Below are 21,196 nucleotides of genomic sequence, written 5' to 3' on the forward strand. Positions count from 1 at the left end.
ACTTTCAGCTTATAATCAATTTTTATAGATAAAGATGGTAAACTGTATTGGACGAGTGGGATTAAGATGTAGGGAGTTGTTATGTAATGAACAAATGGAAGTGGGGAGCGATAGCTACCATTGCAGTTGGTCTCATTAGCATTCCTTTACTTCAACAAGGTCAGGAAAGCACGGTAAGCAATAGAGAAAAACAAGTATTTAAAGATCAAACAGTTATTGGGAAACAAAAAGATAATCTAAATCAGAGGATCAACAATAACAATGAGGAGGGGAGTGACTTACCAGGCTGGCTAGAGGCTAAATTAAAGAACTATGAAGAGAAACTACCAGATTTACTAGAAAGGACGAGAGGAACGGTTTTATACGTCCCAGCAGATAAAAACAATCCATTCGATTTCGATAAATGGACGGTTGAATATTCGAGTAAAAATACGAAACAGCAATCTGGCTCTTCCTCCATCATCAATCTGGAGATGTTTGCAAAGACTGGTGAAATAATAAATTATCGCTATCATCAAAATGCGTTTGCGCCAAATAAAACGAACGAAACAGTACCCGATGAAAAGGCAATAGAAGTGGCAACTGATTTTATACAAATGAACTATGGAAAAGATGCAGAATATTTTACGAAGCCCCAAATTTTTGGCCGGTCTTATGATGGAACCCTTGGCAACGTTAAAATAGTCGGATTTTATAGGCTCATTCATGGTATACCTTATGATCTCTTATTCACTACGGTTAAGGTGAATCATGAAGGCAGAATCGTCTCCGTATGGGCTAGTCCCCTGCATCAGGAAGATGTCCCGAAGCTTCCTGATCCTGAGTCTGCGATGACAGAGCAACAAGCTCGTGTTAGATGGGGGCATCTTCAGAATGTAGAGCTAGTCTATTTTGATTTTTCTACTTTTAACTCTATAATCTCGGAAGAAAAGAGAAAGATCGGAACTGAGTTGATATATCAGCCTACTTATTTTGGCACTATTGATGCAATATCGGGTGAGAGAATAGGGATATCTATAGATGAGCAAGAACCACAACTTGTTACATTTGCGGGTAAAGGTACTATGCCACTATTGAAAACGAAGGAAGATGTAGCAAATACGATTCAGAAATTATTCGGAGAAAAGCTAACAGCACAACAGTTAAATGATATTGAGCAGCGTGGTACTTCAATGGATTGGTTTGTTGATATAGAAGGAAGCTCATACTTTTTTGAAATTGAAAATGGAAGTATCGTATACATGAATGCACAACGAAGTGAGACAGAATCAACAGAAAATCCTACATTTATTACCGAAGAGGAAGCTTACCAGAGTATGATTCAATTTTTAGAGAAAATATCCTCTGAAAAAGAATTGCTACTCCGTAATGTTAGTACCCCAGATGATAAATTAATTCCTGACTGGGTGGATAAAAGTAAGATAAAAGAGATAGGTTATTCTTCTTATACGTTTGAGTTCATGAATACTTTTCAAGGCATACCAGTTCAAGGAAAGCCGATAAGGATTCACGTTGATGCAGCTACAGGACAAATTTCTACTGCTCAACTTAATGGTCTTTCCATCGATAAAAAAAAGCTTCCTTCTGTAAAACCGGCAATAACGAAAGAAGAAGCAAAGAAACGAATACTAGATAATCAAGTCTTACAACTAGCGTATTACTGGGAACAATACGATACACAGCGAGCACCTGAACCGCGAATCTTTTGGGGATTAGCTCCAACCAGTGAATCTAGCTACTTGGATGCTAATACTGGAAAATGGATCTCGATCACTTTAAATTGATCAGTCAAATTAGTACATTAATACTGGTGTTAACCAAATGATTTGTATGAATATCAATAAAAGAGACATAATAATCCTGTCTCTTTTATTGATAAAAAATCTTTTAAAAGATAAAGAAAGGGTAAAAAAATCTGCCAATATTTCCGATAATAATTTATAGGGTTTTTTTATTCATATCATTCTTACTATTATAGTAGAAGAAGGGGTTGGTAATATGATAAAGGGGGTCTGGAGAGGGAAAAATAAAGAAAAGGTTCCACCAAAACTCCCTCCAGAGAAAAAGAAAAAAAGAAAGTTTAATTTGCGTTTCGGTAATTCAATTGCCTCTCAACTTATTCTGCTAGGTATCGTTTTAATTGTACTAATATTCGGGACTCTGGAGATAATTGCTGTTTCATTATCTAAACAAACCCTAATGAATATTACTGAACAACAGTCACAAAAACTGGCAGAACAGTATCGAGAAGGTATGGACGAGTGGATTGATGATATCTACAATCAAGTGAAAAAGTCAGCTGCAAAATCTGCAATGAATACCGACTTTGAGACAATAATAAAAGAAGAATTCAGACTAATGCGTCAAACGTTCCCAGAGATTAATCGAATACAATTAGTGGATGGAACGACAGGTATAGAGAAATATACAATGACTGCAATGAATCAAACAAATTTTAGTGATAAACAGTATTATAAAGAAGCAATTGAGACAAAAGCACCGCTAATTTCTGATGAAGAAATTGTTCCTTCTGTGGAAAAAAGCAATCTCATTATTGCTTCACCGATAGGGAGTAGTAATCACGATTCGTCCCGAATTATGATCGTTTCTATCTCTTTACAAAAAATGTTAGACAAAGTAGCAGGTATCTCGTTCATGGAGAGTGGCTATGCCTACGCACTTAACCAACAAGGGATGGTTGTCGCTCATCAAAATGCAGTGAACAATAATGTGTTAGTTTTAGAAGGACAAAAGAATTACGAAGAGATTTTGAAGCATGTTAAGGAACGCTCTATTGGTCATGTGACATACAAAGATAACAACACAGATTCTTTTGGTGTCGTAGTTCCATTCGAGAATCTTCCATGGAGTCTGGTACTAACAGCATCCTTAACGGAAATCTTTGCAGAAGTAAACAGCATGGGTTGGATTATTTTCTTCGCTAGTATACCAGTCACAATTATCGGAATTGTTGGCATTTGGTGGTTTGCAAAGAGAATTCGAGTTCAACTGCTATCGGTAACGAAACAGATGGAATTGATTGGTCAAGGTCAGTTTAATCAGGAAGTAACCATAAAAGGTAAGGATGAGATTGCTCAAGTAGGCGAATCTTTGAATGCGATGGTAAATGAACTACGCAATTTAATCATTCGAGTACAAACGCAGGCAACCGTTCTACATGAGGCAAGCAATGAGTTACGCGAGCATTCCGAAGAGAATTCTTCTTCTCTTCACAATATATCAGGTAGTCTTGCAGATATTTCAGAACGTGTTTCTTCCCAGACGAAAGAAGTGCAAAGCTCAGCATCAACTGTTTCAGAAATCTCCCAAGGGGTAGAACAAGTAGCGATTTCTGCTGAATCAACCTCTTCGGCTACGACAAAAACATTCGAGCAAACACAAGAGGGTATGAAGCAAGTTCAAGAGGTTGTCGGAGCAGTAAGAGGGATTGCTAAAGAGATTAGTGATAACGCGAAGAAGATGCATATGCTGCGTCAACGAGCTCAAGAAATATCAGAAATCGTCAAAATGATTACGACGATATCTTCTCAGACCAATCTACTGGCATTAAATGCTGCGATTGAAGCTGCAAGAGCAGGCGAAGCTGGACGAGGGTTCTCTGTCGTGGCTAGTGAAGTACGTAAATTGGCAGAGGAAAGTAATAGCTTTTCTGAAGGAATTGCTAATATTGCTCATTCTATCAATCAGGAAGCGAAAGAAATGACTGAGAAAATGGATGAGATGGTGAAAAAAGCAGGCGAAGGATTGATTTCAGTTGAGGGTGTAGGCACCACGTTTGCTCAGATTCTGAAAGAAATTGAACGTGCTGCTGAGCAGAGTGAAGCGATGACAGCGATCTCTGAAGAAATGGCCGCAGGGAACCAAGTGGTAACCAGTTCCATGACCCGCTTATCAAGTATGTCTGGTGAAATCGATGAATCCATAATTGAAGCAGTTGAGACAATTGAGCAGCAGCTTACCTCGATCTCACGGATTAATCAAAACGTAGAACGGATGCAGGAATTGGCGGATGATTTAAGCACAAATGTTTCTCGTTTTCATGTGTAATCAAATAGAAAGATAATATGAAACTTGCTCTGTACCCAGTTGGTACGAGCAAGTTTTTTTTCTATATTAAGTAAGTATAAACTTCTGGATTTCGCTTCCTTATACGCATAAAAAACAACCGCTACAGAAGAACCTGCAACTTCGAAAGGTGTAGATAGAAGTTTTCATATAGGAATATTATTTCTTCTAACTGGAAAAGATAGGTATAGAAATGGGGGTACGAATAAAACCATGAAAAAATTCGCACGTGTATTTCTCCTTTTATTTACCTGTTTCACGCTTATGTTATCGCAAGGTGTGGTTTTTGCTGAAAGCAATCCAGACTTGGCACCAAATGCCAAATCAGCTATCTTAATCGAAGCTGATTCAGGCACGATATTATTTGAGAAGAATTCGATGGAAAAATTACCGCCTGCCAGTATTACAAAAGTAATGACGATGCTCTTGATAATGGAAGCAGTAGAGCGGGATGAAATCAAACTGTCTGATAAGGTTAGAACGAGTGACAGAGCTGCATCTATGGGCGGATCACAAATCTTTCTGCAACCTGGTGAAGAAATGACAGTGGAAGATATGCTAAAAGGTATTGCGATTGCATCTGGAAATGATGCAGCTGTGGCTATGGCAGAACATATATCAGGTACGGAAGAGGCTTTTGTTGCAAAAATGAATGAACGGGCAAAGCAGCTAGGAATGAAAAATACGCATTTTGTAAATACAAACGGATTACCCTCGCCTGATCATTATACCACTGCCATGGATATTTCAATCATGTCGCGTGAATTATTAAAACACCAATTGGTAACCAAATACACAGGCATTTATCAAGATTATCTCCGCAAAGAAAGTGCTAGCCCATTTTGGTTAGTAAATACGAATCGGCTCGTACGTTTTTATGAGGGTGTTGATGGTTTAAAGACTGGATACACGCAGGAAGCTAAATTTTGTATCACGGCAACAGCAAAACGGAATAACATGCGAGTTATCGCAGTAGTTTTGGGAGAGCCAGATACCAAGACACGGAACGCAGAAATAACAGGAATGTTTGACTATGGATTTAACCACTATCAAGTACATCCTGTCTGGAAAAAAGGAGATGTTGTTAAGCAAATCTCCGTTGATAAAGGAAAAGAAACAAAGGTTAACATCATCACGACCCAACCAGTTAGTTTATTAACCAAAAAAGGCGATAATCCAAATCAGTATAATAAGGAAATCGTTCTGTTAGACAAAATGGATGCACCACTTCAACAATCACAAGTAGTGGGACACATTATTATTAAAAAAGAAGGAAAAGAGATTTCCAGAATTGATCTCTTCCCTGATAAAACAGTAGAAAAAGCTAACACATGGGATATTCTAAACCGGACAACAAAGAACATTTTGTTCCAGAATCGCTAACAACTAAGAAAAAAGTCGAGAGTGTCCAGGGATGTAGGATTATCTCGACTTTTTTGTTCTTTTGTCGACTGGGAGGAATTGTATTTACGCGTGAAGAAAAAGAGAGATATCTACGGGAGAAGGAGTTGTTTTAATCCATGAGTTTGCATGTAGAAATAGAAACAGTGAATGAGGTGCTCATTGTCCGTTTGCAGGGAGAGCTAGATCATCATACAGCGGATGTATTGCGTACCCAGTTGGACGAAGCTATTAAACAAGATTCCATTCGTCACGTGGTCCTTAATCTGGCTGATCTTACCTTTATGGATAGCTCCGGGATTGGAGTCATATTAGGAAGGTATAAACAAATTGTTGCCAGATCTGGTGAGGTTGTCCTTTGCTCCATGAACCCGACGATCTATCGCATTTTTGAGATGTCTGGTCTCTTTAAAGTAATGAAACACAGACAAGATCTTAAAGACGCGTTACATGTTTTGGGGGTGGCGTAAATGAGTACACGTAATCAGATGAACATGCAGTTTTCAGCATTAAGTCAAAACGAATCGTTTGCCAGAGTATCTGTTGCAGCTTTTATCTCACAACTGGATGTAACGATGGAAGAACTGGAAGAAATTAAAACGGTTGTATCAGAAGGCGTAACCAATGCAATTATTCATGCTTATGACGAAAATCCAGAGGGTGTTGTTTCGATAAGTGTCACGCTTATGGACGGAACAATAGAGTTGGTTATTGAAGATAAAGGAAAAGGAATCACAGATGTTGAGGAAGCGATGCAACCTCTTTACACATCTAAACCTGAACTAGAACGTTCTGGAATGGGATTCACGATTATGGAGAACTTCATGGACTCTATTGAGGTTATGACATCAGTGGGTAAGGGTACACGCATTCAACTCACCAAAAGTTTAGCCTATTCTAAAGCCTTGCAAAGCTAGGAGTAATGCCATGGGAGCAGATATCAAAAACGCTGGTCAACCATTTCTTACGAATGAGCAGGTCAAAGAGCTGATTGCGAAAAGTCAAAGTGGTGATATTGATTCAAGAGATTTGCTGGTTAACAGCAATATTCGTCTAGTATGGTCTGTTGTTCAACGCTTTATGAATCGTGGATACGAAGCTGATGATCTATTTCAAATTGGATGTATTGGGTTATTAAAAGCAGTGGATAAATTCGACTTACAGTATGATGTTAAGTTCTCAACGTATGCTGTTCCGATGATAATCGGAGAAATTCAACGGTTTCTACGAGATGATGGCACTGTTAAAGTGAGTCGTTCGCTAAAGGAAACAGCAAACAAGGTAAGAAGAACAAAAGATGAGTTATACAAGAAATATGGTCGATCTCCAACTATTAATGAAGTCGCTGAAGCACTTGGTCTGTCAAAAGAGGAAGTGGTATTTGCTCAAGAGGCAAGTAGAGCGCCATCTTCCATTCATGAGACTGTTTTTGAGAATGATGGTGATCCAATCACCTTAATGGACCAGATAGCTGATGACAGCCTTAATAAATGGTTTGACCAAATTGCATTAAAGGACGCTATCAGTAAATTAAATGAGCGAGAGCAACTTATCGTTTTGCTTCGATATTACAAAGACCAAACACAGTCGGAAGTTGCAGAGCGCCTAGGGATTTCTCAAGTACAAGTTTCGCGGTTGGAAAAGAGAATATTACAAACCATTCGGGACCAGATCGAGCATTAGCTCGAATGGTCTTTTTCTTTTTGTAAATACTAGCAAGGAAACAGAAATCTATTGTTTTACTTATGGCAAGAGCCTGAGGGGAGGAATAGAGATGGAACAACCCTTGTTTCTTCGATTACGAAAACGGCTGGTGGTTAAGGAGAAGGACGTCATTCTTCTGGGTGATATCTGTCAGATGTATTGGGATGGAGAAAGGGAAGCAAAGCTAAAGAGGATACCGCTTTATCAGATTAAAAAAGAAGATGGGAATCTCATCATAATTGACATCATGCAAGTCATTCGAAAAATGCGTCAGCTATACCCTGAAGTAATTCTTGAAATTCAAGGCGCGTCTCAAGTCATTGTAGAAGTGGAAAGTCCCAGAAGACAAGCACACATGCTGTTGGTTGCATTCGTATGGCTTATTCTTTTTGTTGGATCGGGACTCGCTCTTATGAACTTTCATGCGGACGTAAGCATGCCAGAAGTACAACAAAGGATCTATCAAATGATTACAGGTACAACTACAAATCGTCCACTCATGTTACAGATCCCTTATTCGTTAGGAATTGGCCTTGGTATGATTTTGTTTTTCAATCATGTTTTCCGCAAAAAAATTAATGAGGAACCGAGCCCGCTTGATGTTGAATTATTTTTATATCAACAAAATCTTGATCAATATTATCTCGAACACGAAAATGAGGAGAATCATCGGGATAAAACATGATCCTATCATATATCATCATCTTCATCGTAGGTCTGGGATGGGGGATTGCTGTTGGAAGCGGATTTGTAGCGTTCATTAGTGTACTGGACATCATCCCTCGTTTGACTCAAATTACGGGCTCCAAATCATACATGCGGTATTATGAGTGGGCAATTATTGCGGGGACATTTTTTTTTACTACTTGTGATTTTATGTCAGTTCAGTTGATGTTACCTCCCGTGCTAAGTGCGGGGGTAAGTGCCGGGATCGGAATTTTTGAAGGGATTTTTGTAGGTATGTTGGCTGCAGGATTAGCAGAAGTCTTAAATGTTTTTCCGATTATAACAAAACGCTTACAACTCCATGATTATATGCGTTTTTTCTTGCTTGCTGTTGTCTTTGGTAAGGTGATGGGATCTCTGGTACAGTGGGTGATTTTATAAGTGGAGTAGTTTCTCCAAGTACATGTTACTTCTTTGCTGGCAAATCGAACCGCTCATAGAATGTGCCCTAATCAGCAAAACTAATTATGTTCTTTTTACCTTTTGAGGAGGTTCAAAATGGCTACTAAGCAAAAAAAAGGATTCACATTCAAAGTAAATAAGGAAGAGTACCAAAAACAGGCACAAAAATATGAACCAAAACCAAAATTGTTACAGAACTGTCTGCGCGCTTTCTGGGTGGGCGGTAGTATCTGTTTATTTGGCCAGATCCTGCAAACCATATATATGAGTATTTTGAATCTCTCTGCTGAGAAAGCGGCATCACCGACTGCAGTGACCATCATTTTTATAGCAGTATTGCTGACTGGCTTTGGAGTATTTGACAAAATGGGTCAATATGCAGGAGCAGGGACTGCTGTTCCAATATCGGGTTTTGCTAACTCGATGGCTTCCGCGGCAATTGAATCTCGTAGTGAAGGATATGTCCTCGGCGTTGCCAGCAATATGTTTAAACTAGCAGGTTCAGTGATTGTGTTTGGTGTTACAACAGCCTTTATCTTCGGGCTTCTCAGAGGGGTTCTTAATCTTTTCTACTGATGAACATTACTGTAAAAGGATGTGATACATAAATGAGCTCTACCTATCGAGTTAGCCGCCAAACCTGGAAGTTTACTTCAGACGTGCGGATTCAGTCCCAGGCAGTAGTGGTTGGACCTAAAGAGGCAAAAGGCCCATTAGGACCTCTTTTTGATAAAGCTTATGACGACATGTATGCAGGTCAAGATACGTGGGAAAAAGCAGAGAAAAAATTGATGGAAGATGCAATACACCTCGCCATTAAAAAAGCAGGACTAAAAAAAGGTGACATTGATCAATTAATTGCTGGTGATTTATTGAATCAAAATATTACGGTTAGCTTCGCGGCAGAACAATTACAATTTCCTACACTAGGAATGTATGGTGCCTGTTCTACTTCCATGCTTACCTTAGGCACGGCTGCTGCATTAGTGAATGCTGGTTATTCGCATTATGCTGTTGCTGCTTGCAGCAGTCATAATGCAACTGCCGAGCGCCAATTTCGCTATCCAACTGAGTACGGTGGACAAAAACCGCCACATGCACAATGGACCGTAACAGGTTCGGGTGCGGCTATCGTCGGCATTGGTGGAAAAGGCCCCCGTCTCACCTATGCGACATTTGGCAAAATTACAGATATGGGTATAGCTGACCCGTTTGCGATGGGGGCGGCCATGGCTCCAGCTGCCGTTGCGACATTAGTAACCCATTTTATGGATACGGGCAGGAAGCCGGATGACTACGATCTGATTGTTACGGGAGATCTGGGTGAGATTGGGTCCGCAATAGCTAAAGATATGATGGCAAAAGAAGGATATCCAGTGGACAAAGTGTACAACGATTGTGGATTAATGATTTATTCGAAGGATCAGCAGGTTTTTGCTGGGGCAAGCGGCTGTGCTTCTAGTGCCTCTGTCACCTATACGTACATTATGGATCAATTAAAAAAAGGAAAAATACAAAAAGCTCTGGTATGTGCTACAGGGGCCTTGCTTAGTCCGGTTAGCTATCAACAAGGTAACTCTATTCCTTGTATCGCACATGCGGTATCGATTGAAGGAGGAAATAACTGATGGAGTATGTAATCGCCTTTATTGTAGGTGGAATCATCTGTGTAGTAGGGCAAATCATGCTGGATGTAGGTAAGCTTACTCCAGCCCATGTAATGGTTACGCTGGTAGTAACCGGCGTTGTTCTTGATTTCTTAGGTGTATACGATGGGTTTATCAAATTTGCTGGAGCTGGAGCTACCGTTCCCATCATCAGCTTTGGTCACTCCTTGTATCATGGAGCTCTGCAGGAATTAAGCAATACGGGAGTGATGGGTGTAACAACAGGGATGTTTACAGTTCCTGCGGCAGGTATTACCGCTGCGATCGCTTTTAGCTTTCTTGCTTCCCTTGTCTTTAAGCCTAGAGGATAGCAAGGAGGAAAATAGGTGGGGAATGATATGAGGAGAGTCATCATCATTACGGACGGAGATTACATAGCACAGAGAGCCGTTGAAGAAGTGGCCAGATTAGTAGGGGGCAGATGTATTTCCCTATCAGCTGGGAATCCCACACCGTTGACTGGCGAGCAGATGGTGACTTTGATTAAACAAACTCCTTATGATCCTGTCCTCGTGATGTTTGATGATAATGGCAATTATGGATTAGGGAAGGGAGAAAAAGCTATTCGTTACGTTGCCAAGCATCCTGACATTCAGGTCATTGGAGCTATTGCAGTTGCTTCAAATACGAGATGGGTAAGAGGAACACAGGTTGAATACTCCGTCAACAAAGAAGGGGTTATTGTTAACGAGGCAGTGGACAAGGCTGGGACTGATCACCAGGAACTGCAACATCGTATATACGGGGACACAGTCGATATCCTTGCGTCATGTAATATCCCTAATATTATTGGAATAGGTGACATTGGGAAAATGGATGGACGAGATCACGTAAGGCGAGGATGTCCAATTACACGTAAAGCAGTGGAATGGATCTTGGAAAGGAGTGAGATAATCGATGGCAAATAGAGCGAAGGACAAACGCCCCATATCAATTGATATCAATGAGAACAACGAATACCTGAAAGAAAAATTGGGTATTGGCAAGACGTTTGACATAGGGATTCACGAGTTTCGAGTAAGCCGGATAAAAGTCGCCTTGTACTATATCAATGGATTTGCTGATAACAGTGTTCTCACCTTGATACTTCAAGATTTAAACAATATTAAAGATCGCAATGCAGGTGAACATAACCTGGAGCGATTTTATCAAAAATTTATCCCCTTTTATCAAATCAGCAAAATAAAGACGTGTAATGAATTCATCGATAAAATCCTTGTTGGTCAGGTAGGATTAATCATTGATGGAGAAGACACTGCACTAATGATGGACGCGAAAATATATCTGACCAGAAGTCCCGATGAACCGGAAACAGAGGGAGTCGTACGTGGAGCGCACGATGGTTTTACAGAGGCTTTGATTAATAATACTTCGCTAACGCGGAGACGTATAAGAGATGAACGGTTACGATTTGAAATCATGCAAATAGGGGAACGCTCTAAGACGGATGTAGTGATTGCTTACATTCATGATATAGCAAATCCGGAGCTTATAGAGGTTCTGCGAAATAATCTACAAGACATTCAGATTGATGGTATACCGATGACGGAAAAAATGGTAGAAGAGTTTTTGATGAAAAAATGGAACTGGCACCCCTTTCCTCTTGTTCGTTATACGGAGAGACCAGATGTGGCTGCTGTTCATCTTTTTGAAGGTCATGTGCTGATTTATGTAGATACATCTCCATCCGTAATCATTACCCCAAGCACATATTTTCACCATGTCCAGCATGCAGAGGAATACAGACAAACCCCTATAATTGGAGCTTATTTACGTTGGGTGCGCTACTTCGGAATTATGGCTTCTTTGTTAATTGCACCGATGTGGTTATTGCTTGTAACCCATCCGGAGTACATTCCGCCATTTATGGATTTTATCGGGACGAAAGATACTGGAAAAGTACCTCTTACCATGCAATTTCTAATGGCTGAATTAGGAATTGATCTCATGAGGATGGCATCAATTCATACCCCGAGGGCAGTCGCTGTGTCAATGGGTTTAATCGCAGCAATTTTAATTGGAGAAATCGCAATTAAAGTAGGTTTGTTTTCACCTGAGGTTATCTTATATATTTCAATTTCAGCGATCGGAACATATACCACCCCAAGTTATGAGTTGAGCTTGGCTAATCGGTTGGTGAGGATCGTTTTTATTGTTTTAGTAGGATTATTTGGCTTACCTGGGTTCATGCTTGGAGGTTTAGCGGTACTAATTCTTCTCGCATTGACCAGATCACTAGATACTCCTTATTTGTGGCCGCTTTTTCCATTCAATTATGAAGGCCTCAAACAGATCATTTTACGTCAATCGGTTACCCAGAATACAAAACGTCCCAAAATCGTACGAATACAGAATCCAAAAAGGATGTAAAAATAGTCGAATCTCTCTTGGATTTAACGAAGTGCTGTGGTATAGTAAACCTTAAAAAATCAGCGAACGAGACTATGTGTAGACGAGGAGAAGCATGCTTCGCCCTCCTCGTCTTTTGTGAGAAATTATCAGAATGTTTCAGCGTTGTGGTGAAAAAGAGTGATTCCATCAGGGTGGGGGAGTAGTATTATGTTTTTACACGGCACTAGTCGCATAAATGAACAAGGCCATTTAGAAATCGGCGGTTGTGACACCGTTCAACTTGCCAAGCAATTTCAAACGCCATTATATGTATATGATGAAGCGTTAATTAGAGCAAAGTGTCGTTCTTTTGTTGAGGCTTTTAAGGAGAGTGGTTTCTCTTTTCAAGTCGCCTATGCTAGTAAAGCATTTTGTACCATGGCAATGTGCAAACTGGTAGAAGAAGAAGGGTTATCGTTAGATGTGGTTTCGTCGGGAGAATTATATACAGCATTGATGGCGGGGTTCCCTGTAGAACGGATACATTTTCATGGAAATAACAAGACCACTGAAGAAATTGTTATGGCCTTAGATGCTCAAATTGGCTGCTTTGTGGCAGATAATTTTTACGAGCTGGAGCTACTAAATGATTTTGCACTTGAACGTGGAACAAAAGCTAATGTTCTATTACGATTAACTCCAGGTGTAGAAGCACATACCCATGAGTATATTTCCACAGGACAACAGGACTCCAAGTTTGGCTTTGATATCATAAGTGGTCAAGCACTTGATGCAGTTCGTAAAACGATTGAACTTCCTGCGTTACATTTGCTTGGAATTCACTCTCATATCGGTTCCCAAATTTTTGAAACAGACGGATTTTTATTAGCAATCAATCGACTTTCTGCTTTCCTGGAAGAAGTAAAAGATGCTTTGCACTATGAGTGCGAGGTTCTAAATGTTGGCGGTGGCTTTGGCATTCGTTATGTTGAGGGTGATACACCACTTGCACCTAAGGATTATATACAGGCAATAACCATAAGTGTACGTGAGGAAATTACCAAGCGTAATCTAACCATGCCTGAGCTATGGATTGAGCCTGGACGTAGTATCATAGGTGATGCGGGAACGACACTGTATACGATTGGTGCTACAAAAGAAATCCCGGGAGTACGTAAATATGTAGCGATTGACGGTGGGATGACAGATAATTTACGACCAGCGCTTTATCAGGCAAAATACGAGGCTTGCGTGGCAAATCGAATGAATGCCGAAAAAGAAGAGCTGGTATCTATTGCGGGTAAGTGCTGTGAGTCAGGAGATATGCTGATTTGGGACGTTCAGCTTGCCAAGCAAAAACCAGGTGATTTATTGGCTGTATCCAGTACGGGTGCATACGGATATGCGATGGCAAATAATTATAATCGTATCGCTCGTCCAGCAGTCGTATTTGTTAAAGAAGGCGAAGCAGAAGTGGTAGTGGAACGAGAAACGTTGGCTGATCTCATTCGAAATGATCGTGTTTATTCCAAAGTCTCCATGCCATAAACTGAGAACTATTTGAATCAAAAAACGTGAGAAAGACTGGAGTTTATAATGGAGGACAGGATACTCTCAGCGGAGTATATGTCCTCTTTTTAAGTTTAGTACAATGATGATTTTACGGTGGAAGGAAATGTAATATGAGACAAGCAACAGAATTACAGGCCAATGCGGGCACAAGTCAAAAAAAACGCCTTTGGCTTGCTTTAATATTAGGTACGTTATCTGCTTTTGGGCCTTTTTCATTGGATATGTACTTGCCGGCGCTTCCCTTACTGGCAAATGATTTACATACAACAGCATCATATGCACAGCTTAGTTTAACTGCATGTATGGCAGGATTAGCATTAGGGCAGCTTTTTGCCGGACCCATTAGTGATGTCAGAGGTCGCAGATTCCCATTATTGATCGGACTACTATTGTATATCGTATCCTCTTTACTTTGCATGGTAGCTCCCTCTATTTGGACATTTATTATTTTGCGGTTTGTTCAAGGTGCGGCTGGAGCTGTAGGCATAGTCATTTCGAGAGCCGTAGTAAGGGATCTATATTCTGGAACAGAATTAACCAAGTTTTTTTCTTTATTAATGCTGGTAAATGGCGCAGCACCAATCATTGCACCTATAGCAGGGGGACAGCTATTAGAGATCACATCATGGCGAGGTGTATTTTTCTCTTTGAGCCTACTAGGCGTTCTCACTTTACTATTTGTCATTTTTGGTCTGGGTGAAACGCTTCCGGTTGAACGTCGTTCGCCAGGCGGACTGAAACAAACAATGACCACCTTTAAGAAAATAATTGGAGATCGTATGTTTATGGGTTATGCCCTGTCGCAGGGATTAGTAGGAGCAGCGATGTTCGCTTATATTGCCGGTTCTCCATTTGTCTTACAAAATATTTTTCATTTTTCACCACAAATGTTTGGACTATGCTTTGCCATTAATGGTGTAGGGATTATTATGGCTAGTCAGCTTACTGGGAGATTAGCAGGGCGAATTGGGGAAACAAGGCTTCTAGTATTTGGTCTTGTACTCGCTGCTTTAGCAGGGGTTTCATTGTTATTATCCGTTTTAGTAGACGCAGGTATCTATGGAGTATTGATTCCCTTATTTATTTTAGTGTCGTGTGTAGGAATAGTAGGTACAGCCTCATTTCCACTTGCGATGAAAAATCAGGAGAAATCTGCTGGGACTGCTTCCGCTTTAATGGGGCTCATGACGTTTATGTTAGGAGGTCTTGTGGCTCCTTTGGTAGGGATTGGTGGAGAATATACAGCAGTTCCGATGGCGCTTGTGATTACCATTGCTGAGCTTGGTGCATTAACAACCTATTTTCTCATGATTGGTAAATTGGTTCGAGAGTAAATCGAAAAAGGGAGCACATGTACAACAGATTACGATGTGCTCCCTTTTTTTATTGCATTACGGTGTTGGAATCTCATTAGGTTGTATGAGATCAACCAATTGTTTATGCGCTCGTACCATATGTCTGGGGGTTTGTTGGAGTCATGTTTTTTAAATATTAATTTTACCGGTAAATAGCTGATAGAGTGAAAAGACAGCAAAGAATACAAAAACCAAGGCAAAGATTGCTTCCATTGTGGAAAACATTTTTTTCTTTTTGTTTTCTTTTTGTGCATACATGAAAACAAGAGCACCGGGTGCGAACAAGAGAGTGGTCAGTAACAAATAACTGACTCCAGCAGCATACACAAGCCAAAAGGAATAGATGCTTGCCAAAAAGCCGACGACTAGATCTTTCGTTCGAGATTCAGTTGGTTGGTAGGCTTCACCTGTATAAGAAATCTTACATTGGTACAGTGCCGAAAAGAGATAGGGTAACAAAATAGCTGAAGATGCTAGTGAGTAGGCAAACGTATATGCTTGATCCGTGAACAAAAAGGTAAATAAGAAAAGTTGAATCAAAATATTCGTAATCCAGAGGGAGTTAATAGGAGCATGATTGCTATTCTCTTTTCCAAACCAATTGGGGAAAGTCCCGTCTTTACCAGCGATGTATGGAATCTCTGAGGCAAGTAAAGTCCAGCCAAGCCAAGCTCCTAGTACAGAAATGATTAATCCAATATTGATAAAAATTGCACCCCATTTTCCTACGATAGATTCAAGGATAAAGGCTAGGGATGGACTTGGCATCGAACGAAGTTCATCTGAAGTCACAACACCTAGAGAGAGTACAGTTAGGAGAAGGTAGATGAACAAAATGCCGATTAAACCGATAACCGTTGCACGACCGACATCTTGTTTATTTTTGGCGCGACCAGATAGTACAACAGCCCCTTCCACTCCGGTAAAAACCCATAGTGTAACGAGCATGGTACTTTTAATTTGTTCCCCTATGGTAGAAGTCAATGATGTAGCTCCCCAAAAATCGAATGTAAACTTATCGTAATGAAAGGCAAAGATAGCGATAATTAAAAAGGCAAAAATGGGGATTAGTTTGGCTACTGTCACGATGTTGTTAATAATGGTGGCATTGGAAACCCCGCGTAATAATAAAAAATGAACCATCCATAACAAGATGGAAGAACCAATGATCGAAGCTATGTTCTGCCCAGCTCCAAATACGGGAAAGAAGTATCCAATCGAACTAAATAACAGCGTAGCGTAGGCCACATTCCCAAGAAGGGCTGCGATCCAATATCCCCATGCAGAGTTAAAACCCATATATTTTCCAAATCCTGCTTTAGCAAAACTATATATTCCTCCGTCTAGTTCAGGTTTTCGATTCGTGATGTTCTGGAAGGCTAATCCTAGAGAAATCATACCGATTCCTGTAATTGTCCAGCCAATTAATATAGCTCCAGCATTCGCATTTTCTGCCATATCACTAGGTAAGTTAAATGCTCCACCGCCAATCATCGATCCAACAACAAGAGCAATTAAGGCAAACAGCCCGATCTTCTTATCATGAGCCAATACTATTCACCTCTGTAAGAAAAAAATAGATGAATGCAACAGGGGGAGAGATCCCCATTTTGTTATAATTAAGGTAAATTTCCAAGGTAGCAGCCATTACAGCCTTGATCGTATGCATCCGATTTTCCGCCACATCAAAAACCTTGGAATGTTTGCTTTGGAACACTTCGTCTTTTATCTCCATAGCATCTAGCCCGAACTTCTCATGAATGTCGCGACCTTTACCGCCCGATTCGGCAGTGAATGAAACGGCCATATCAATCCTATCTATATGGTGAGAAACTTTTGTTCACATGTTTAGAGATCTTCGCGAAGAATAGGCATACTCATACAACGTGGACCACCTCGCCCACGAGCTAGTTCTGAGCTAGGAACTTCAATCACTTCAATCCCATGACTACGCAATAGCTCATTGGAAACATAGTTGCGATCATATGTCACAACCACAGCAGGTGCGATGGCAAGTGTGTTAGATCCGTCATTCCACTGTTCACGCGGCGCTGCAATAATGTCACCGCCGCCACATGGAATGAGTAGAATTTCTGAAAGATTCAGCACTTCTTTGAGAGCCACAGCAATGTCCTGGCGATGAGATATCTTAAGATCATTCTCTGTCTCGCCACGTTCAAGGATATAGATGTTCATTTTTCCACCCGGACCTTGGATACCAGGATGAATGGTGAACTTATCATAATCAACCATCGTAAATACAGTATCAAGGTGCATGAACGCCCGTGTTTTCGGGATTTCAACAGCTAGCACTTTTTTAAAGGAAGATTGCTTGGTAAACAAATTGCGAGCCAAACGCTCGATTGCTTGAGCGGTTGTACGAGCACTCACTCCAATGGCCACGACTTCATTACTAAGTACCAGTTCGTCTCCACCTTCAATAGAAAACTTATAGTCTCGATCCGACCATATCGGAATATCATGTTTAGCAAAACGGGGATGGTAGGTAATAATATATTTCATAAAGAGAGACTCCCTGCGACGTGCAGGCTCGTTCAATCGATTAATCGTAATGCCATCTCCAATGACCGCAGCAGGATCGCGAGTAAAGTAGAGATTGGGCATAGGATCAAGATAAAACGGATAATAGTCTTCCATCATTTCGAATAGATGAGTTCGTTTGCTTACTTGTACTTCTCTTTTCATAACGCCAGCCATCACTTTATCAATCAGTTGTTCAGTAGGGAAGGAGAGTAAATACTCCTTTAATACGAGATGAGCTCCGGATTCTTCGGCTTTACTTTCTAGTAATAGTTGCTCAATAAAGTCATTTCGAATTTGCTCGTCGTGAAGAGTCTCGGTCATTAACTTCTCTAGATAAAGCACCTCTACACCCCGGTTGCGAAGGGTCGTTGCAAAATAATCATGCTCTTTTTGGATCGCTGGTAGAAAAGGAATATCATCGAATAACATCCGATGAAGATATTTAGGAGTTAAATTCTCTACTTCTTTGCCAGGTCGACGAATTAAAACAGTTTTGAGTTCACCGATTTCTGAAGTTATCTGAAGAGGGTGCCTCATGGTTGTAGCTGTACGTGCTTCTTCTAAGATGTTTTGAACCATTTTAATCCTCCAATACATAAAAAAATTATTATGTGGTAAGTAGTATGGGTTGCTTGCTTCAAAAATATCCGCAGAGTGAAGATGGACGAACGTGAACGATACTTCATAGAGAAACTATTCTGTAGATTGCTGTATACGTTCAAATCGTAGAGATTGCTTGCTATTAAAAAACGAAAAAGATAATATAAAGGAGGTTACTTTCATGTAAGACAATTACAACAGGTAACCTAATAGATAAACATGATAAATAAACCACACAATCCCGAGTAGATTGTGTGATTACGGAGGTACATACGATGAAAAAAGCACAAATTACAATGGAAAATGGAAATGTGGTTGTAGTTGATTTCTTTGAAAAAGAGGCACCTGGTACGGTTGCTAACTTTGAAAAACTAGCAAATGAAGGTTATTACAACGGATTATCCTTTCACCGTGTCATCGCTGGTTTCGTAGCACAAGGGGGTTGTCCTTATGGAACAGGAACTGGTGGTCCTGGCTACACAATTAAATGTGAAACAAAAGGAAATCCTCACAAACATGAGCGTGGTGCACTATCCATGGCACATGCAGGTAAAGATACAGGCGGAAGCCAGTTCTTCATTTGCTATGATAACTTCCCACATTTAGATGGCGTTCATACTGTGTTCGGTAAAGTAGTAGAAGGTATGGAACACGTGGATAAAATCAAGCAAGGCGATAAAATGCAAGAAGTAAAGGTTTTTGAAGAATAATAAGTGCAGGAAGAGCAGGTGATTGTGCCTGCTCTTTTTTTTATGTTGTAATCGATAGCATTTCTGTTAAATGAATTGTTTTAAGTCCTACCAGAACGAAAAAAATCCCTTCCAGCAAATACCCAGAAGGTGAAGCTCACTCCATTAGGTATCACTATAAAATAGCAACAAAACTAATTGAATACTATGGGAACCCTGAAATCCTCATGCAGAAGATAGAAGAAAACTATTGCTACTTACAGAAGTGAAAGGGGTAGGTTTTAAAAAGATCGATCGATTATGAGTTTTACGTAACAGAAGATCTTATTGCTCTGCATAAGAATTACTGGTATGAAAAGTGAATCTCAGAAATTCTAGTTAGACTATTAGAGACAAAAGGAAATTTTAAAATTGATAATATTGAGGGAAAAATAGTAGAGGCAGAGAATGAGCAAGGCTTTACTTTCACGGAGGAGCAAAGCAATGCAATATATCATGCAGTGGAGAGTAATGTAGTTGTCATAAGCGTAAAAGCAGGTACAGGTAAGTCAGCTATACTCAAAGGCATTTTGAAAGTATTGTATGATTATACCTATGAAACATGTGCTTTGTCTGGTAAGGCCCAATCGTCTACAAGAGATTTTTCATCCTTCAAGATGAGCTTGGTAAAATTGAGCTTGCTTATGCTATTACTGGTCACAGATCCCAGGGGAGTGGATGGAAGAATGTACTTGTAGTGTTGGATTATTGTGCTTATAAGTTATTGAATAGACAATGGGTATACACTGCAATGACCAGGACAATTAAGTATTGTGTAGTGATTGCTGAGTATAGAGCACTGACACATGCAATAAATACTGATGAATGTGACCTGAACTGAGGTGTTTAAGTAGATATTTATCCTGTTTACTAATCCTCTCTTTGACGACAAATCATAATCGGAAAGGATTAATTTGTACGATACATAATAATACCTTATAATGATATTAAGTAACATAGGGTTGAGGAGATAATTCATATGGAATATGTAGAAGCTCTAAGAGACATAAAACAAATCAATTCCATGAAAAGATATTTAAAAAAATATTCTGAAAGAGATTATGTACTCTTTGTTTTTGGGATAAATACAGGTTTAAAGATCACGGAAATATTGGATATTAGAGTAGGGGATGTTTTGGAAAAAGAAGGAGCTATAAGCGATTTCATTATGTCTCCTAGAATGACTAAGGAAGTATATCTCAATCACAAAGTAAAAAAGGCTTTACTACATTATATCCAAGCAAATTATTTGAACAGTGATGACTATTTATTCCAGTCCACTAAAACTCAAAAACCAATCACACGTCAACAAGCTTACCGAGTCATTCATCATGCGGCAGAAGTAGTTGGTATACGGGGGAAAATTGGTACAAATTCTATGCGCAAAACTTTTGGATTCTATGCTTATAAACGGGGAGTAGCCATTTCTCTGCTTCAAAAACATTTTAATCATTCAACTCCCTCAGAAACTCTTAAATATCTTGGAATTTCAAAAGATGAAAAAATTAGAAAGGAAATTGATGTGAATCTTTAAAAGTAACACCTCAATCCAATGTTTGTAAAATTAAAGGAGGAAAATTCGAAATGAATATTAGAGAAAGTGAGCTTCCTGGAATTGGGTATAAGTTTGAAATTATTACTAAAAATCAAGATAAGATGGTTATTGTAATTCATGATGATGGAAGAAGAGAAATATATCATTTTGATTCAGATGATCATGATGAAGTTATCTGCAATGTTACTTTAAACGATATGGAATCTAGACAAATTGCAGGAATATTAGGCGGAATGGCATATAAACCAAAAGCGTTAGAAACTGTGGAAATTGCTTTTGATGACTTAATTATTGAATGGTATCAGGTAGAACCAAATGCACCTGTTGTAAATAAAACGATTGGTGAGATTGATATACGAAATAACTTTGGGGTTACCGTTATTGCGATAAAGAAAAAAAATACGAAAAAAGCTAACAACCCAGGACCAGATACAGTTATTGAAGTAGGAGACACATTAGTTATCTCAGGGGAAAGGAACCAATTAAAAGTGCTTATTCAAGATTTATTATCTAGTAGGAAGTGAG

The 21,196-nt window shown here is 39.7% G+C and carries 21 protein-coding genes and 1 pseudogene; 19 read left to right on the plus strand and 3 right to left on the minus strand.

All coding sequences use genetic code 11. The features are described 5' to 3' along the window. The first annotated feature begins 86 nt into the window (after positions 1-86). The 15 genes from LM917_RS04245 to LM917_RS04315 all read left to right on the plus strand — a co-directional run bounded on the left by LM917_RS04245 (position 87) and on the right by LM917_RS04315 (position 15,223). Complete coding sequence (locus tag LM917_RS04245; protein ID WP_232696245.1) at positions 87-1,784, plus strand: YcdB/YcdC domain-containing protein; 1,698 nt, start codon at positions 87-89, stop codon at positions 1,782-1,784. Between the two features lie 214 nt (positions 1,785-1,998). Further along, positions 1,999-4,068, plus strand: a complete 2,070-nt coding sequence (locus LM917_RS04250; protein ID WP_232696246.1) for a methyl-accepting chemotaxis protein — start codon at positions 1,999-2,001, stop codon at positions 4,066-4,068. A 231-nt stretch (positions 4,069-4,299) separates the two neighbouring features. Beyond that, positions 4,300-5,469, plus strand: coding sequence for a D-alanyl-D-alanine carboxypeptidase family protein (locus tag LM917_RS04255; protein ID WP_373688754.1), 1,170 nt, complete (start codon positions 4,300-4,302; stop codon positions 5,467-5,469). Between the two features lie 137 nt (positions 5,470-5,606). Next, entirely contained in the window at positions 5,607-5,957 is a 351-nt protein-coding gene (gene spoIIAA / locus LM917_RS04260) for an anti-sigma F factor antagonist (RefSeq protein ID WP_232696247.1), read from the plus strand. Next, entirely contained in the window at positions 5,958-6,404 is a 447-nt protein-coding gene (spoIIAB, locus tag LM917_RS04265; protein WP_232696248.1) for an anti-sigma F factor, read from the plus strand. 10 nt (positions 6,405-6,414) lie between these two features. Then, on the plus strand, positions 6,415-7,170 hold the full coding sequence (sigF, locus tag LM917_RS04270; protein ID WP_232696249.1) for an RNA polymerase sporulation sigma factor SigF: 756 nt from the start codon (positions 6,415-6,417) through the stop codon (positions 7,168-7,170). Positions 7,171-7,261: 91 nt separating this feature from the next. After that, positions 7,262-7,876, plus strand: a complete 615-nt coding sequence (locus LM917_RS04275) for a stage V sporulation protein AA (RefSeq protein WP_232696250.1) — start codon at positions 7,262-7,264, stop codon at positions 7,874-7,876. Then, positions 7,873-8,298 carry a stage V sporulation protein AB gene (locus LM917_RS04280; protein ID WP_232696251.1) on the plus strand — a complete coding sequence of 142 codons (426 nt, stop codon included), beginning with the start codon at positions 7,873-7,875 and terminating at the stop codon, positions 8,296-8,298. Before LM917_RS04275 ends, LM917_RS04280 begins: the two co-directional genes overlap by 4 nt. Positions 8,299-8,415: 117 nt before the next feature. After that, positions 8,416-8,895, plus strand: a complete 480-nt coding sequence (spoVAC, locus tag LM917_RS04285; protein ID WP_232696252.1) for a stage V sporulation protein AC — start codon at positions 8,416-8,418, stop codon at positions 8,893-8,895. 32 nt (positions 8,896-8,927) lie between these two features. Then, a complete protein-coding gene (spoVAD, locus tag LM917_RS04290) occupies positions 8,928-9,947 on the plus strand; it encodes a stage V sporulation protein AD (RefSeq protein ID WP_232696253.1) in 1,020 nt (339 codons plus the stop codon). After that, entirely contained in the window at positions 9,947-10,297 is a 351-nt protein-coding gene (gene spoVAE, locus LM917_RS04295) for a stage V sporulation protein AE (RefSeq protein ID WP_232696254.1), read from the plus strand. Before spoVAD ends, spoVAE begins: the two co-directional genes overlap by 1 nt. 27 nt (positions 10,298-10,324) lie before the next feature. Next, a complete protein-coding gene (gene spoVAEA / locus LM917_RS04300) occupies positions 10,325-10,894 on the plus strand; it encodes a stage V sporulation protein SpoVABEA (protein WP_232696552.1) in 570 nt (189 codons plus the stop codon). Beyond that, entirely contained in the window at positions 10,884-12,356 is a 1,473-nt protein-coding gene (locus tag LM917_RS04305) for a spore germination protein (protein ID WP_232696255.1), read from the plus strand. The genes spoVAEA and LM917_RS04305 overlap by 11 nt, the downstream gene beginning before the upstream one ends. A 189-nt stretch (positions 12,357-12,545) precedes the next feature. Beyond that, positions 12,546-13,865: a diaminopimelate decarboxylase gene (gene lysA, locus LM917_RS04310; RefSeq protein WP_232696256.1), complete on the plus strand. Its 1,320-nt coding sequence runs from the start codon at positions 12,546-12,548 to the stop codon at positions 13,863-13,865. Between the two features lie 134 nt (positions 13,866-13,999). Beyond that, on the plus strand, positions 14,000-15,223 hold the full coding sequence (locus LM917_RS04315; protein ID WP_232696257.1) for a multidrug effflux MFS transporter: 1,224 nt from the start codon (positions 14,000-14,002) through the stop codon (positions 15,221-15,223). 150 nt (positions 15,224-15,373) lie between these two features. Here LM917_RS04315 and arcD read toward each other — a convergent pair whose 3' ends face one another. From arcD to arcA, 3 genes and pseudogenes are all read right to left on the minus strand, one after another. After that, positions 15,374-16,795: an arginine-ornithine antiporter gene (gene arcD, locus LM917_RS04320; protein ID WP_232696258.1), complete on the minus strand. Its 1,422-nt coding sequence runs from the start codon at positions 16,793-16,795 to the stop codon at positions 15,374-15,376. An 82-nt stretch (positions 16,796-16,877) separates the two neighbouring features. Further along, positions 16,878-17,000 (minus strand): annotated as a pseudogene (locus LM917_RS04325) (ornithine carbamoyltransferase); the annotation flags it as partial. Positions 17,001-17,092: 92 nt separating this feature from the next. After that, the gene (arcA, locus tag LM917_RS04330; protein ID WP_232696553.1) at positions 17,093-18,325 is read right to left on the minus strand and encodes an arginine deiminase; all 1,233 of its coding nucleotides are present in this window, start codon (positions 18,323-18,325) and stop codon (positions 17,093-17,095) included. Between the two features lie 338 nt (positions 18,326-18,663). On the opposite strand from arcA, the gene LM917_RS04335 reads away from it, so the two are divergent. The 4 genes from LM917_RS04335 (at position 18,664) to LM917_RS04345 (ending at position 21,195) form a co-directional block, all read left to right on the plus strand. Next, on the plus strand, positions 18,664-19,098 hold the full coding sequence (locus tag LM917_RS04335) for a peptidylprolyl isomerase (RefSeq protein WP_232696259.1): 435 nt from the start codon (positions 18,664-18,666) through the stop codon (positions 19,096-19,098). A 667-nt stretch (positions 19,099-19,765) separates the two neighbouring features. Next, a complete protein-coding gene (locus LM917_RS24720; RefSeq protein ID WP_373688760.1) occupies positions 19,766-19,957 on the plus strand; it encodes an ATP-binding domain-containing protein in 192 nt (63 codons plus the stop codon). A 138-nt stretch (positions 19,958-20,095) separates the two neighbouring features. Continuing rightward, positions 20,096-20,650: a tyrosine-type recombinase/integrase gene (locus LM917_RS04340; RefSeq protein ID WP_232696260.1), complete on the plus strand. Its 555-nt coding sequence runs from the start codon at positions 20,096-20,098 to the stop codon at positions 20,648-20,650. A gap of 50 nt (positions 20,651-20,700) precedes the next feature. Beyond that, a complete protein-coding gene (locus LM917_RS04345; RefSeq protein WP_232696261.1) occupies positions 20,701-21,195 on the plus strand; it encodes a cation:proton antiporter regulatory subunit in 495 nt (164 codons plus the stop codon). Position 21,196 lies beyond the last annotated feature (1 nt).

This window comes from Brevibacillus daliensis (assembly GCF_021245735.1).
In the GTDB taxonomy this organism is placed as follows: Bacteria; Bacillota; Bacilli; order Brevibacillales; family Brevibacillaceae; genus Brevibacillus_B; species Brevibacillus_B daliensis.

Bases quoted from the DNA above. Each gene is read 5' to 3' on its own strand.
- LM917_RS04255 (WP_373688754.1), top strand. From the start codon at position 4,300: ATGAAAAAATTCGCACGTGTATTTCTCCTTTTATTTACCTGTTTCACG.
- sigF (WP_232696249.1), top strand. From the start codon at position 6,415: ATGGGAGCAGATATCAAAAACGCTGGTCAACCATTTCTTACGAATGAG.
- LM917_RS04335 (WP_232696259.1), top strand. From the start codon at position 18,664: ATGAAAAAAGCACAAATTACAATGGAAAATGGAAATGTGGTTGTAGTT.
- spoIIAA (WP_232696247.1), top strand. From the start codon at position 5,607: ATGAGTTTGCATGTAGAAATAGAAACAGTGAATGAGGTGCTCATTGTC.
- spoVAEA (WP_232696552.1), top strand. From the start codon at position 10,325: ATGAGGAGAGTCATCATCATTACGGACGGAGATTACATAGCACAGAGA.
- LM917_RS04345 (WP_232696261.1), top strand. From the start codon at position 20,701: ATGAATATTAGAGAAAGTGAGCTTCCTGGAATTGGGTATAAGTTTGAA.
- LM917_RS04250 (WP_232696246.1), top strand. From the start codon at position 1,999: ATGATAAAGGGGGTCTGGAGAGGGAAAAATAAAGAAAAGGTTCCACCA.
- LM917_RS04245 (WP_232696245.1), top strand. From the start codon at position 87: ATGAACAAATGGAAGTGGGGAGCGATAGCTACCATTGCAGTTGGTCTC.
- LM917_RS04275 (WP_232696250.1), top strand. From the start codon at position 7,262: ATGGAACAACCCTTGTTTCTTCGATTACGAAAACGGCTGGTGGTTAAG.
- spoVAE (WP_232696254.1), top strand. From the start codon at position 9,947: ATGGAGTATGTAATCGCCTTTATTGTAGGTGGAATCATCTGTGTAGTA.
- LM917_RS04315 (WP_232696257.1), top strand. From the start codon at position 14,000: ATGAGACAAGCAACAGAATTACAGGCCAATGCGGGCACAAGTCAAAAA.
- spoIIAB (WP_232696248.1), top strand. From the start codon at position 5,958: ATGAGTACACGTAATCAGATGAACATGCAGTTTTCAGCATTAAGTCAA.
- arcA (WP_232696553.1), bottom strand. From the start codon at position 18,325: ATGAGGCACCCTCTTCAGATAACTTCAGAAATCGGTGAACTCAAAACT.
- LM917_RS04280 (WP_232696251.1), top strand. From the start codon at position 7,873: ATGATCCTATCATATATCATCATCTTCATCGTAGGTCTGGGATGGGGG.
- LM917_RS04340 (WP_232696260.1), top strand. From the start codon at position 20,096: ATGGAATATGTAGAAGCTCTAAGAGACATAAAACAAATCAATTCCATG.
- spoVAC (WP_232696252.1), top strand. From the start codon at position 8,416: ATGGCTACTAAGCAAAAAAAAGGATTCACATTCAAAGTAAATAAGGAA.
- lysA (WP_232696256.1), top strand. From the start codon at position 12,546: ATGTTTTTACACGGCACTAGTCGCATAAATGAACAAGGCCATTTAGAA.
- spoVAD (WP_232696253.1), top strand. From the start codon at position 8,928: ATGAGCTCTACCTATCGAGTTAGCCGCCAAACCTGGAAGTTTACTTCA.
- LM917_RS04305 (WP_232696255.1), top strand. From the start codon at position 10,884: ATGGCAAATAGAGCGAAGGACAAACGCCCCATATCAATTGATATCAAT.